The sequence below is a fragment of the Stenotrophomonas terrae genome (assembly GCF_001431465.1).
Lineage (GTDB): Bacteria > Pseudomonadota > Gammaproteobacteria > Xanthomonadales > Xanthomonadaceae > Stenotrophomonas > Stenotrophomonas terrae.
The window spans coordinates 78,617-91,918 of record NZ_LDJJ01000007.1; the positions used below are offsets into that span (position 1 = coordinate 78,617).

Consider the following 13,302-nt stretch of genomic DNA (forward strand, 5'->3'; position numbering starts at 1 on the left):
CGATGTGTGATCCGCCGGCATTACCGGTCAACCTCGCCGAACACGAGATCGTAGGTACCGATCATCGCCACCACGTCAGCCAGCATGTGGCCGCGAACGACCGAGTCGATCGAGGACAGGTGGGCAAAGCCCGGCGCGCGCAGATGGGCGCGGAACGGCTTGTTGGCACCGTCGGACACCAGATAGCAGCCGAACTCGCCCTTGGGCGCTTCAACCGCGGCGTAGGTTTCGCCGGCGGGCACGCAGTAGCCTTCACTGAACAGCTTGAAGTGATGGATCAGCGCTTCCATGTCGTCCTTCATCTCGGCACGAGCCGGCGGAGCGACCTTGAAGTTCTTGACCATCACCGGGCCCGGATTGGCCTTCAGCCACTGCACGCACTGCTTGATGATGCGGTTGGATTCGCGCATCTCGGCAATACGTACCAGGTAACGGTCGTAGCAATCGCCCTTGGTACCCAGCGGCAGATCGAAGTCGACCGCATCGTACTTGGCATACGGCTGCTTCTTGCGCAGATCCCAGGCAATGCCCGAACCACGCAGCATCACGCCAGTCATGCCCCAGGCCAGCGCGTGTTCCGGGGTGATCACGCCGATGCCGACAGTACGCTGCTTCCAGATACGGTTGTCGGTCAGCAGGGTTTCGTATTCGTCCACACGGCCCGGGAACTCATTGGTGAAGTTCTCCAGGAAGTCGAGCAGCGAACCTTCGCGCGAAGCGTTCAGACGCTTCAGCGCATTGCCCTTGTGCCAACGCGATTCCTTGTACTTGGGCATGGTGTCCGGCAGGTCGCGGTAGACGCCGCCCGGACGGTAGTACGCCGCGTGCATGCGCGCGCCGGAGACTGCTTCGTAGCAGTCCATCAGCTCTTCGCGCTCACGGAAGGCATACAACATCACCGCCATCGCACCCAGATCGAGTCCGTTGGAGCCCAGCCACATCAAATGGTTCAGGATGCGGGTGACTTCATCGAACATGGTGCGGATGTACTGGGCACGCTCCGGCACTTCGATACCCACCAGGGTTTCGATGGCACGGACATAGGCGTGCTCGTTGCACATCATCGAGCAGTAATCCAGGCGATCCATATAGCCGATCGACTGGTTGAACGGCTTGGACTCGGCCAGCTTTTCGGTCGCGCGATGCAGCAGACCGATGTGCGGGTCGGCACGCATGATGGTTTCGCCGTCCATTTCCAGGATCAGGCGCAGCACACCGTGCGCGGCCGGATGCTGCGGGCCGAAGTTCATGGTGTAGTTGCGGATCTCCTGCCGTGCTTCGGCCGGATTGCTCGCAAAGGCCTGCGAAGCCTGGTGGAATTCTTTCTTTACGTCCGCACTCACTTGCTTGCCTCCGTCTGCGCGCGCTCGCCTTCAGCGGTCTGGAAACGGGCATCGTCGCGGATAACACGCGGCACGCCTACGCGCGGCTCGACCGAAGTCACCGGCTCGTAGACCACACGCTTCTTTTCTTCGTCGTAACGCACTTCGACGTTGCCGATCAGCGGGAAATCCTTGCGGAACGGATGGCCCACGAAACCGTAGTCGGTCAGGATGCGGCGCAGGTCCGGGTGACCTTCGAAGATCACGCCGTACAGGTCGAACGCTTCACGCTCGAACCAGTTCAGGCCCGGATAGATGTCGGTCAGCGAGGCCACCACCGGCAACGATTCGCTCGGCGCATAGCAACGGATGCGCAGCAGCTGGTTGTGCTGGTAGGAGCGCAGCTGCACAACGACAGCAAAACGCTGCTTGGGCAGTGCGTCCGGCTGGGCGCCGTCGGCGGTTTCGTGGCTGGGGAATTCACCCCAGGCGAAACGACCGGCGCCCTGGCCTTCAACGCCACGGCTGAAGCCGTGCGAAGTGACGTCCGAGGTATCCCACTCGTCGCTGCCGTAACCGAGGTAATCGACACCACACAGGTCAGTGGCGTGTTCGAAGCCAAGCTCGTCACGCAACGCCAGAGCGGTTGCGTGCCAATCGGCAACAGCCACTTCCAGCGTCACTTCGCCGCGCGGTTCGACCACCACGACCTGCGCACCGGCAAAACGGGCGCGAAGTCGATCGATGAGAGAAGGTGCTTGCTGGGCCATGGGGGCTGGCGTGCTCTTGATTTGAAAGGGGGTCAGCGCGCGATGGTCTGGGTACGCCAGATCTTCTTCTGCAGCTGCAAAATGCCGTACACCAGTGCCTCGGCTGTCGGCGGGCAACCCGGGACGTAGACGTCCACCGGCACCACACGGTCACAACCGCGCACCACTGCATAGGAGTAATGGTAATAACCGCCGCCATTGGCGCAGCTGCCCATCGAGATGACCCACTTCGGGTCCGGCATCTGGTCATAGACCTTGCGCAGCGCCGGGGCCATCTTGTTGACCAGGGTACCAGCGACGATCATCACGTCGGACTGACGCGGCGACGGGCGGAACACCACACCGTAGCGATCAAGGTCCAGACGCGCCGCACCGGCGTGCATCATTTCCACTGCGCAGCAGGCCAGACCGAAAGTCATGGGCCACATCGAGCCGGTACGTGCCCAGTTCAGCAGCGCATCGACGCTGGTGGTCACATAGCCCTTCTCGAGCAGGGGGTTATCGCCTTCAGGCCGCAGAATGTCATCAACCCGCCCTTCCGGGACGGGGTTGTTCATCAGGCCGTCGAGAGTTTGGATCACTCCCATTCCAGCGCTCCCTTCTTCCACACGTAGATAAAGCCGAGGAACAGCATGCCCACGAACAGGCCCATGGTGACCAGCGAACGCGCGCCGAGCTCCATGAACACCTGGGTCCAGGGCACAATAAAGATGATTTCCAGGTCAAAGACGATGAACTGGATGGCGATCAGGTAGTAACGCACGTCGAACTTCATGCGCGCGTTTTCGAACGCCTCGAAGCCACACTCATAGGCGGAGAGCTTCTCGGTGTCCGGCGAACGCGGAGCGAGGAACCGACCGATCAACATCAGCGTAACGCCGATGCCGGTGGCGACGATCAGAAACAGCAGAGACGGCAAATATTCGGCCAGCACAGCGATTCTCTCTTGCCTCTGCCCGGGACACCTGCGGGTGCCAAGGCATGGGGGATTGACGGGACTTGCCACGACGGGCTACTGCTGCAACCCGTGTACCCGCATAAAACAATGGTGCCCAAGAGGGGACTCGAACCCCTACGACTCTCGTCGCTACCACCTCAAGGTAGTGCGTCTACCAATTCCGCCACCTGGGCTTACGTCAGCGCTACTGCTTCGCAGTGCGCCGCGTATTGTAACCGTCTTCAGTCTTTCTGTGCGGGTTCAACGGGCTTTTCTTCGCTCTTGGCGGGAATATTTTCCGCCGGAGCCGTCGCCTGCGGCACATCACCCACAGCTGCGGCAGCTGGAGCTGCCGGCAGAGGCTGCAACTCACCGGCCGGTGCTGCCGGAGCCGCGGCCGGAGCCACCGCTTCAACCGCACCCATCAGGCCCACGCCCTGGTCCGCCGGACGCGAACCGTGGCTGGCGTACCACGCCATGAACAAGCTGATGCCAAAAAACACCACGGCCAGCCACTTGGTGCTCTTGGACAGGAAGTTGGACGCACCACGTGCGCCAAACACCGTACCCGACGCACCGGCACCAAAACCCGAACCAGCGGCAGCACCTGAGCCACGCTGCATCAGGATCAGCGCGATCATCGCGAGCGCCACCAGCACATAGACCACATTGAGGATCAACATCAGCATTTGAAATCCGTCCCGGACAATTACCCGTTAGCGACTGGCAGCTGCTCTCGCGATGGCCAGAAAATCAGCCGCCACCAGCGAAGCGCCACCTACCAGCCCGCCATCGACGTCAGGCTGTGAAAACAGCTCTGCAGCGTTGTCGGGCTTGACGCTGCCACCATAAAGGATCGACAACGAATCGGCGATTCTAGCATCGCGCTCGGCCACTACGCCACGAATGAACGCATGTACGGCCTGCGCCTGCGCCGGCGTGGCGGTAAGACCGGTACCAATCGCCCACACCGGCTCATAGGCCACCACGGCTTTGGCAAAGGCCTGCACGCCAGCCAGATCCAGTACCGGACCCAGTTGCGCGGCAATCACCGCCTCGGTCTGGCCGGCTTCGCGCTGCTCCAGCGTCTCACCGACACATAAGACTGGAATCAGGCCAGCATTGATCGCGGCAACAAACTTGCGCGCCACCAGCTCACTGCTTTCCTGATGGTATTGCCGGCGCTCCGAATGCCCGACCAGACCGTGGGTAGCCCCCACATCCACCAGCATGCTGGCCGAAACCTCACCGGTGTAGGCGCCTTTTTCGTTGCTGCTGACATCCTGCGCGCCAAAGGCCAGCACCGTATCCTCGAAATCCTCGACCAGGTCACCCAGATACGGCAGCGGTGGCAGGATCACCACGCTCACGCCTGGCAGCGGCAAGCCGGCAGCCACCTGCCCCACCAGATCGGTGGCGAATTGACGGCTGCCATGCAGCTTCCAGTTACCTGCAACGATTTTTTGGCGCATTCAGGCATAACTCCCCGGTAAAAAGTATCGGCAAAGGATAGCCGATATGCGGACATCGCCAGGACAAACTGCAGACAACGGGAGACAAGATGCAAAAACGCCGCCGGGCCTGGGCCACGGCGGCGTCGTTGCGACAGCCAGCACCTGAACGGTAAAGGCGATTACTTCAGCTTGATCTCACGCAGGCGCTCTTCCAGGAAGCCGTGGGCGGTGATCGCCTCCGGATAGCGGCTGGGGTTTTCAGCACTGACACAGGAAGGCAGCACGTCGATCAGGAAATCCGGGTTCGGGTGCAGGAAGAACGGCACCGAATAACGCGGCTTGCGTGCCAGCTCCCCCGGAGGATTGACCACGCGATGGATGGTGGACGGGTACACATGGTTGGTCAGGCGCTGCAGCATGTCGCCGATATTGACCACGATGGTGTCGGCGTCGGAGGTGAACGGCACCCACTCACCCTCGTGCGACTGCACTTCCAGGCCGGCGGCACTGGCACCGACCAGCAAGGTGATGAAGTTGATGTCGCCATGGGCGCCGGCGCGCACATTGGGGATGTCATCGGTGGTGATCGGCGGGTAATGGATCGGCCGCAGGATCGAGTTGCCGTTGTTGGTCTTGTCGGCGAAATAGTCTTCCGGCAGGCCGATATGCAGCGCCAGCGCCGACAGCACGCGCGAACCCAGCTGGTCCAGCTTCTGGTAAAGGCCGTAGCCGTGTTCCTTGAAGCCCGGCACTTCGCTCGGCCACAGGTTCGGCGGCATCACTTCACGGTACTTGGAGTCGTCGCCGATCTCACGCCCGATATGCCAGAACTCCTTCAGGTCGAAATGCTTGGAGCCCTTGGCCGTTTCCACGCCGAACTGGGTATAGCCGCGTGCACCACCGCCACCGGCGATGTGGTACTGCTTCTTCACATCTTCCGGCAGCGCGAAGAACGCCTTGAACACGTCATACGCGGCGTCGATGTCCGCCTGCGGAATGCCGTGGTTGCGAATACCCGCAAAACCCCACTCGCGATAGGCGGCGCCCAGCTCGGCCACAAAGGCCTCGCGGTCGCTATCGAAACGGGTGATGTCGAGGGTGGGAATACGGGAACTCATACAAAACTCCAAGGAAGGAAACGGGACGCCGGCTATTGGAACCGACACCCCGGCAACACCACTATGATCCAGCTCAAACCTGTGCGGCAGCCGAACGGACCGCATCGGCCAGTGCCTCAAGGGTGGCCGCCATCAGCCCGGCCTCATCGGCCTCGACCGTGACCCGCACCACCGGCTCGGTACCCGAGGGCCGCAGGAACGCCCTGCCCCGCCCGGCCACCGCCGCCTGCGCGGCCGCCAACGCGGCCTGTACCGGCGCACTGGCAACCACCTCGCGCGCACCCGTTTCCAGACGCACATTGATGGTTTTCTGCGGCACCATCACCAGCCCCTGCAGCGCCTGGCGCAGGTTCATGCCGGCACCACCCAGCACCTCCAGCACCTGCAAGGCACTGACGATGGCGTCACCGGTGGTCGCCCGGTCCAGGCACAGGATGTGGCCAGAGGCTTCACCACCGAGCACGCCATTGCCCTCGACCAGTGCCTGGTGCACATAACGGTCACCGACATTGGCGCGGACGAACGGGATGCCCAGGCGCTCCAGCGCCTGTTCCATGCCGTAATTGGTCATCAGCGTACCGACCACCGGACCACGCAGGCGGCCATTGGCCTGCCACGCCTTGGCCAGCACGTACAGCAGACCATCGCCGTCCACCGCAGCGCCAGTGTGATCGACCATCAATACGCGGTCGCCATCGCCATCGAAGGCGATGCCGATATCGGCGCCAACCTCGACCACCTTGCGCGCCAGGTTATCGATATGGGTTGAACCCACACCGTCATTGATGTTGATGCCGTTGGGCTCGGCACCGATCGCCACCACGTCCGCACCCAGCTCGCGGAACAGCAGCGGCGCGACGTGATAGGTAGCCCCGTGTGCGCAATCGAGCACGACCTTGAGCCCGCGCAGATAGAAATCACGCGGCACGCTGGCCTTGCAGAACTCGATATAACGGCCCACCGCATCGCGTGCGCGCACCGCCTTGCCCAGCTGCTCGGATTCCACCGTCGAGAACGGCTCATCCATCGCCGCTTCCAGCGCCAGCTCGGTAGCGTCGTCGAGCTTTTCGCCTTCGCCGGAGAAGAACTTGATGCCGTTGTCGTAATGCGGATTGTGCGAGGCACTGATCACGATGCCGGCATCGGCACCCAGCGTATGCGCCAGGAACGCCACCGCCGGGGTCGGCATCGGCCCGATCAGCTGCACATTGGCACCGGCAGCGACCAGACCCGCCTCCAGCGCCGACTCGAACATATAGCCGGAGATGCGCGTGTCCTTGCCGATCACCACGGTCGGTTGTGCACCATTGCTGCGTGCAACCAGCACGCGGCCCAGCGCATTGCCGATGCGCAGTACGAAATCAGCGGAAATGACGCCCTTGCCGACCCGGCCACGGATGCCGTCGGTACCGAAATACTTGCGCGTACCCATCAGGCAGCCGCGTCCTCGTGCTGCGGCTGACGCCCCAGCATGGCCAGCAGGTCGGCCAGGCGATCACGCATTTCGCGGCGATCACAGATCTGGTCGATGGCGCCGTGCTCGAGCAGGAACTCCGAGCGCTGGAATCCTTCAGGCAGCTTTTCTCGCACGGTCTGCTCGATCACGCGCGGGCCGGCGAAGCCGATCAGCGCCTGCGGCTCGGCGATGTTGATGTCGCCCAGCATCGCGAACGAAGCCGATACACCGCCGGTGGTCGGATGGGTAAGCACCGAGATGTACGGCAGGCCGGCCTCACGCAGCTTGCCGAGCGCGGCCGAGGTCTTGGCCATCTGCATCAGCGAGAACAGGCCTTCCTGCATGCGCGCACCGCCGGAGGCGGAGAAGCAGACGTAGGGCGCGCCTATTTCCAGTGCGGTTTCCGCGGCCAGCGCAAAGCGCTCACCGACCACCGAACCCATCGAGCCGCCCATGAAGGCGAAATCGAACGAGGACGCCACCAGCGGACGGCCCTTCAACAGGCCACGCATGGCCACCAGCGCGTCGTACTCGCCGGTGTTCTTCTGGCTGGCCTTGATGCGCTCGACGTATTTCTTCTGGTCCTTGAACTTGAGCACGTCGGTCGGCCCAAGGCGGGCGGCGATCTCGCTGGTGCTGTCAGCATCAAACAACGAGGCCAGACGCGCGCGCGCGCGGATGGCCATGTGGTGCCCGCACTTCGGGCAGACCTCAAGGTTCTCTTCCAGCTCCGGGCGGTACAGGGCCGCGCCGCAGCTTGAGCATTTTTCCCACAGCCCCTCAGGGACGCTGCGTTTTTTGGAGGGCGTGTTGTCGGTACGGATGCCGGACGGCATCAACTTGCTGAGCCAACTCATGCGGGATGACAATTCCGTTCAGGGCGGCCTTGCGGCCACGACAGGGCTCACAGTCTAGCTCACCACTGCGACCAAGGCGCAGCACCGGATCTGGCGGAATCCCTACTGCCGCGTATGTTTGGCGCCGCAATGACGGACCCTGTAGTGCCGAGCCATGCTCGGCAGAGGCGTTACCGGTAGTGCCCCTTGCCGAGCATGGCTCGGCACTACCGCTTTAGCCCCTCTCCCGCTTGCGGGAGAGGGGCTGGGGTGAGGGCAGCTTTTGGCGCACTACCGGTAATGCCCCCTGCCGAGCATGGCTCGGCACTACCGCTTTAGCCCCTCTCCTTGCGGGAGAGGGGTTGGGGTGAGGGCAGCCTTGGCCGGTAAAGCCTCTGCCGAGCGTGGCTCGGCACTACATTGGAGTCCGTTCAGCGATCCAGGGCTTCGCGCAGCGGCTTGAGGAAGGCCGCTGCCGCAGCCGCAGGATCTGCCGTCTCAGCCATTGCCGAGACCAGCGCACTACCCACCACCACGCCGTCGGCATCTACCGCCATCGCCGCTGCGCTGGCTGCGTCCTTGATGCCGAACCCGGCCACCACCGGCGCAGTGGAACGACTGCGCAGCAGCCGTAGGCGTTCGCCGGCCGCGCTGCTGTCCAGACGCTCGGACGCGCCCGTCACACCGGCAAAGCTGACGTAATACAGATAGCCCTGCGCGGCTTGGCACAGGCTGTCCAGGCGGGCATCGCTGCTGGTCGGCGAGGCCAGCAGGATCAAGGCCAGTCCGGCCGCGGCAAACGCCGCGCGCGGCTCATCGGCCTCTTCCGGTGGCAGATCGACCAGCAGTACCCCGTCCACACCTGCCGCCACGGCCTCTTCGGCAAAGCGTGCGTAGCCACGGATCTCGACCGGATTCAGATAGCCCATCAGCACCACCGGCGTGGTGGCATCGGTCTGGCGGAAGCGCGCAACCGTATCGAGCACGTATTGCCGCCCTGCCCCGCGTGCCAGGGCCCGCTCGGAACTGCGCTGGATGGTCGGGCCATCAGCCATCGGGTCGGAAAACGGCACACCAAGCTCGATCACATCCGCGCCGGCCTGGACCAGTGCATGCATCACCGGCACGGTCGCCTCCAGCGAGGGATCGCCAGCGGTGATGAAAGGAATCAGCGCCTTGCGGCCGGTGGCGCGCAGGCGTGCAAAACATTCGTCAATTCGGGCAACAGCCATCTCAGGCACATCCTTCAATCAGTTCGACTGCATCGGGCTGGCCCCAGTAAATGGAGGTGATCAGGCCGTCGAGTGTTTCCAGACGCAAGGCCAGCTTGGCTGTCTTGTCGGTCCAGGTCAGGTACTCGCCATTGGGCGAGTTATAGGCATGCGGGCTGGTGACCACGCCGGCCGGCAGCCGTTGCTTGGCCTCGGCGACCGTCATGCCCACCCACAGGCCATACGGCAAGGCCGCAGCACCGGCCGGCGGCGCAGTGACGCGAACACCGGGATCGTCAGCGGCATCCACCTCGAAGCGGGCAATACGGTCAGCGATCACCATCATCGCCATGCCATCAGGCAGGCTGCCCTTGTCGTAATACTCGCAATCGCCCTCCATCGCCTCGCGCATGCCGGCCGAGACGAAGGCCTCGTCGCCCGGCGCCTTGCCGAATGGCGCGCCGATGCGCAGCGTGCCGACCTGGCTCAGCTCGGCGCCGGTATTGGCTGCCGCTGCAGGCGTTGCGGCGGGCGCAACAGCCGGCGATGCCGATGCCGCCGGCGAGGCGGCAACGGCGGCTGGGGCCGTAGTTTCCGGTGAGGGCGCAGCCGGCGTACATGCCGACAACGCCGCCACCAGACCCAGCAGAACAGGGGTACGCAGCCTACCGGCCATTACAGCACCAGCCCTTCGCGTGCAGCGATGGTGTGCACGTCCTTGTCACCGCGACCGGACAGATTGCATAGCACCAAGGCGTCCTTGGGCAGCTCGCGCGCAAGCTTGATTGCATGGGCAACCGCGTGGCTGGATTCCAGCGCTGGCAGGATGCCCTCGATGCGGGTCAGCCGATGGAAGGCGGCCAACGCCTCCTCATCGGTGATGCCCACGTACTGGGCGCGGCCGCTATCGGACAGGAAGGAATGCTCCGGGCCGACACCGGGGTAGTCCAGGCCGGCGGAAATCGAATGGGTTTCGGTGATCTGGCCGTCGTCATCGCACAGTACATAGGTGCGGTTTCCATGCAGCACACCCGGGCGACCGGCCGAGATCGAGGCGGCGTGACGTCCGGTGTGGATGCCCTCGCCCGCAGCTTCGGCGCCATAGATCTTGACCTGGCGGTCGTTGAGGAAGGCATGGAACAAGCCGATCGCGTTGGAACCGCCGCCGACACAGGCGGTGATCGCATCCGGCAGCCGGCCGTAGTCCTCCAGCATCTGTGCACGCGCCTCACGGCCGACGATGGCATTGAAGTCACGCACCATGCGCGGATACGGGTCCGGGCCGGCGACCGTGCCGATGATGTAGAAGGTGTCGCGCACATTGGTCACCCAGTCGCGCATCGCCTCGTTGAGCGCGTCCTTGAGCGTGGCCGAACCGCTGGTCACCGGCACCACGGTGGCGCCAAGCAACTTCATCCGGTAGACGTTGATTTTCTGCCGCTCGATGTCGGTGGCGCCCATGTACACCACGCACTCCAGGCCCAAGCGCGCCGCCACCGTGGCCGAGGCTACGCCGTGCTGGCCGGCACCGGTCTCGGCAATGATGCGGGTCTTGCCCATCCGCGCGGCCAGCAAGGCCTGGCCAATGGTGTTGTTCACCTTGTGCGCGCCGGTGTGGTTCAGGTCTTCGCGCTTGAGCAGGATCTGCGCACCGCCCACGTCCTTGCTCAGGCGCTCGGCGTGGTAGATCGGGCTGGGGCGGCCGACGTAGTGTTTCAGGTCCTTGTCATAGGCGGCGATGAAGGACGGATCGATGCGTGCCTGATCGTAGGCAGCTGCCAGTTCCTGCAAGGGCCCGACCAGGGTTTCAGCGACAAAGCTGCCACCAAAGCGTCCAAAGTGGCCCCGCGCATCGGGATAGGCATGGAAATCGGAGATCGACGGGTCAGTCATGGGGGTAACAGCCACAAGGAACAGGCCAACACTGTAGCTCAGGGCTGATGACTTAAAAATGGATAATTCAGCGCCAACATGTTAGAAAAACTCACATGAGCCCCCGTCAGCCCCTGCCCTCGCTCAATGCCCTGCGTGCGTTTGAAGCCGCTGCGCGTCTGCGCAGCGTCAGCCAGGCTGCGGCCGAACTGCATGTCACCCATGGCGCGGTAAGCCGGCAACTGCGTGCGCTGGAGGAGGAACTGGGGCTGAGCCTGTTTGAACGCGATGGGCGTGGCATCCGCCCTACCGCCGCCGGCCACCGCCTGCTGGAAGCAACTTCCGGCGCGTTCTCGCAACTGCGCGATTGCATCGCTTCCCTGCGCCGCCCACAGCGCGAGGACGCCTTCGTGCTGGGCTGCCCGGGCAGCCTGCTGGCCCGCTGGATGATCCCGCGCCTGCAGGATCTGCAGCACGACCTGCCCGGCCTGACCCTGCACCTGGCCGCCCAGGATGGCGATTTTGCCCCCCGCCTGGATGGCATGGATGCCGCGCTGATGCTGGGCCAGGCACCGTGGCCGGCCGGCTGGCAGGTACACACACTGGCTGCAGAGCGGATCGGCCCGGTATTCAGCCCCTCGATGCATGGCGCGCACGTATTGGCCCATCAACCGATCACTGCCGTGCTTGGACATGCACTGCTGCATACCCGCTCACGCCCACAGGCGTGGCCGGCCTGGGCCGCACGCAATGGCATCGATGCCGACAAGCTGAGCTATGGCACCGGCCTGGAACATCTGTATTACATGCTGGAAGCCGCAGTTGCCGGGCTGGGCATTGCGATTGCGCCGGAACCGCTGGTCGCCGATGACCTGGTCAATGGCCGCCTGATAGCGCCCTGGGGTTTTGTCGAAACCGATGGCTGCTGGGCGCTATGCACTGCGGGTGACCAGCAGGATCCGCGCGTGGCGGCATTGGCGGACTGGCTGCGCAAGCAGCTTGCGTAAGCCTTTACAGGCTTTGTTTTGTGGGAGGGGCGTGAGCCGCGAAGCTGGCACGGCTTGAAAGGGCCAAGAGCCTACCCCTCCCCAACCCTCCCCTTGCCTTCGGCAAAGGGAGGGGGCTACAGCGCTGCATCTGCAGCTTCGCGGCTTACGCCGCTCCTACAACTGCGCCGGTCCTATGCTGCGCCGCCCTGCGTCGGCTGCGCCAGACGCTGCTGCACGTCTTCGCGCAGGCGGGCCAGCTCGACCTCGGCCTGCTGGCGCTGCTGCATGCCCTCGCGATGGATGCTGCGCACTTCTTCCACGGTGGCGATCAACTGTTCGTGCACATGCCGCAGCGTGGCCACGTCGATCACCGCACGCTGGTTGGCCTTGGCGGTTTCCACCGAGGTCTGGCGCATCAGGTCGGCGTTGCGGCGCATCAGTTCATTGGTGGCGTCGTCGATGGCGTTGGACAGATCCACCGCGTTCTTCTGCTCACCCAGCGACAGCTGGATGGCGAACTGGCGCTTCCACGACGGGATGGTGATGTCGCGCACCGCATTGAATTTCTCGATCAGCTGGATCGCATTGGCCTGGATCAAGCGGATCATCGGCAGCGACTGGTCGGCTGCGTGCTGCATCACCGTCAGGTCACCCACGCGCTTGTCGAGCAGGCGTATCGCATTGTCGATCTCGCCACGGCGGATACGCGACTGCGGATCTTCCAGGCCGACCAGCGCATGCAGCTCGTTGTTGAGCTCGGCCAGGCGTTGCTTGCCGGCTGCGATGTGCAGGCCCAGGCTCTGGCGCTCGTCACGGACGATGGCATGCATGCGGTCGAACTCGCCCACGCGTTGGCCCATCTGTGCCTGCTGGGCACCGACATCGCGCAGCAACTGCTCGATCTGCTGGTTGGTGTCGCTGAACTTCTGCACCAGCTCGCCCTTGGACGCACGCATGCGATCAATGAGCCCACCGATCACCGGCACCTTGGAGCGCTCGTTCAAGCCATCGAGCTTCAGCGAGCGGGCGATGCGCACCACTTCGCCGAGCTTCTCGCCGGAGGCGTCCAGGTCGCGGTTGCGCACATGATCCAGCAGCTGGCTGGAGAACGCAGCGCTCTTGCCGGCTGCCTCGCGGCCAAACACATGCAGGTTGCCCGGGCTGATGTCGTCCAGCGTACGTACGATCTGTGCGATCTGCGGGCGGTCCGCTTCGCTCAAACCGAGCGCGACCAGGGTGGTGCCATCAACATCGGCAGAGGGGCCGGCCGGCAGCGGCAGCGTGTCCTGGATCATCAGCAGTTCTCCTTGAGCAAGAGGCGCGCCGTGGCGCGCGAG

Annotated in this window: 14 protein-coding genes and 1 tRNA gene; 1 reads left to right on the top strand and 14 read right to left on the bottom strand. The window is 63.9% G+C overall.

Features of this window, described 5'->3' with window-relative positions; translation table 11 throughout:
• Positions 1-20 precede the first annotated feature (20 nt).
• The 13 genes from ABB27_RS02805 to trpB all read right to left on the bottom strand — a co-directional run bounded on the left by ABB27_RS02805 (position 21) and on the right by trpB (position 10,997).
• A complete protein-coding gene (locus tag ABB27_RS02805) occupies positions 21-1,250 on the bottom strand; it encodes an NADH-quinone oxidoreductase subunit D (RefSeq protein WP_244479112.1) in 1,230 nt (409 codons plus the stop codon).
• Between the two features lie 89 nt (positions 1,251-1,339).
• Positions 1,340-2,092 (bottom strand): NADH-quinone oxidoreductase subunit C, encoded by a 753-nt coding sequence (locus ABB27_RS02810; RefSeq protein WP_057626703.1) that lies wholly within the window; start codon positions 2,090-2,092, stop codon positions 1,340-1,342.
• Positions 2,093-2,124: 32 nt separating this feature from the next.
• Positions 2,125-2,679, bottom strand: coding sequence for a NuoB/complex I 20 kDa subunit family protein (locus ABB27_RS02815; RefSeq protein WP_017354657.1), 555 nt, complete (start codon positions 2,677-2,679; stop codon positions 2,125-2,127).
• Positions 2,670-3,026, bottom strand: a complete 357-nt coding sequence (locus tag ABB27_RS02820; RefSeq protein ID WP_057626704.1) for an NADH-quinone oxidoreductase subunit A — start codon at positions 3,024-3,026, stop codon at positions 2,670-2,672. Before ABB27_RS02820 ends, ABB27_RS02815 begins: the two co-directional genes overlap by 10 nt.
• Before the next feature lie 112 nt (positions 3,027-3,138).
• Positions 3,139-3,223: transfer RNA gene (locus tag ABB27_RS02825), tRNA-Leu, on the bottom strand.
• A 48-nt stretch (positions 3,224-3,271) separates the two neighbouring features.
• Complete coding sequence (gene secG / locus ABB27_RS02830) at positions 3,272-3,718, bottom strand: preprotein translocase subunit SecG (protein WP_057626705.1); 447 nt, start codon at positions 3,716-3,718, stop codon at positions 3,272-3,274.
• A gap of 27 nt (positions 3,719-3,745) precedes the next feature.
• Positions 3,746-4,501, bottom strand: coding sequence for a triose-phosphate isomerase (gene tpiA, locus ABB27_RS02835; protein WP_057626706.1), 756 nt, complete (start codon positions 4,499-4,501; stop codon positions 3,746-3,748).
• Between the two features lie 161 nt (positions 4,502-4,662).
• Entirely contained in the window at positions 4,663-5,601 is a 939-nt protein-coding gene (locus tag ABB27_RS02840) for an isopenicillin N synthase family dioxygenase (RefSeq protein WP_057626707.1), read from the bottom strand.
• Between the two features lie 73 nt (positions 5,602-5,674).
• Complete coding sequence (gene glmM, locus ABB27_RS02845; RefSeq protein WP_057626708.1) at positions 5,675-7,033, bottom strand: phosphoglucosamine mutase; 1,359 nt, start codon at positions 7,031-7,033, stop codon at positions 5,675-5,677.
• Entirely contained in the window at positions 7,033-7,914 is an 882-nt protein-coding gene (gene accD / locus ABB27_RS02850) for an acetyl-CoA carboxylase, carboxyltransferase subunit beta (protein ID WP_057626709.1), read from the bottom strand. The genes glmM and accD overlap by 1 nt, the downstream gene beginning before the upstream one ends.
• 410 nt (positions 7,915-8,324) lie before the next feature.
• Positions 8,325-9,125: a tryptophan synthase subunit alpha gene (trpA, locus tag ABB27_RS02855; protein ID WP_057626710.1), complete on the bottom strand. Its 801-nt coding sequence runs from the start codon at positions 9,123-9,125 to the stop codon at positions 8,325-8,327.
• Position 9,126: 1 nt separating this feature from the next.
• Complete coding sequence (locus ABB27_RS02860) at positions 9,127-9,780, bottom strand: hypothetical protein (protein ID WP_057626711.1); 654 nt, start codon at positions 9,778-9,780, stop codon at positions 9,127-9,129.
• Positions 9,780-10,997 carry a tryptophan synthase subunit beta gene (gene trpB / locus ABB27_RS02865; RefSeq protein ID WP_057626712.1) on the bottom strand — a complete coding sequence of 406 codons (1,218 nt, stop codon included), beginning with the start codon at positions 10,995-10,997 and terminating at the stop codon, positions 9,780-9,782. Before trpB ends, ABB27_RS02860 begins: the two co-directional genes overlap by 1 nt.
• A gap of 95 nt (positions 10,998-11,092) precedes the next feature.
• Between trpB and ABB27_RS02870 the strand changes: the two genes are divergently transcribed.
• Positions 11,093-11,983, top strand: coding sequence for a LysR family transcriptional regulator (locus ABB27_RS02870; protein ID WP_057626713.1), 891 nt, complete (start codon positions 11,093-11,095; stop codon positions 11,981-11,983).
• A 173-nt stretch (positions 11,984-12,156) separates the two neighbouring features.
• Here ABB27_RS02870 and ABB27_RS02875 read toward each other — a convergent pair whose 3' ends face one another.
• Entirely contained in the window at positions 12,157-13,260 is a 1,104-nt protein-coding gene (locus tag ABB27_RS02875) for a toxic anion resistance protein (protein WP_057626714.1), read from the bottom strand.
• Positions 13,261-13,302 lie beyond the last annotated feature (42 nt).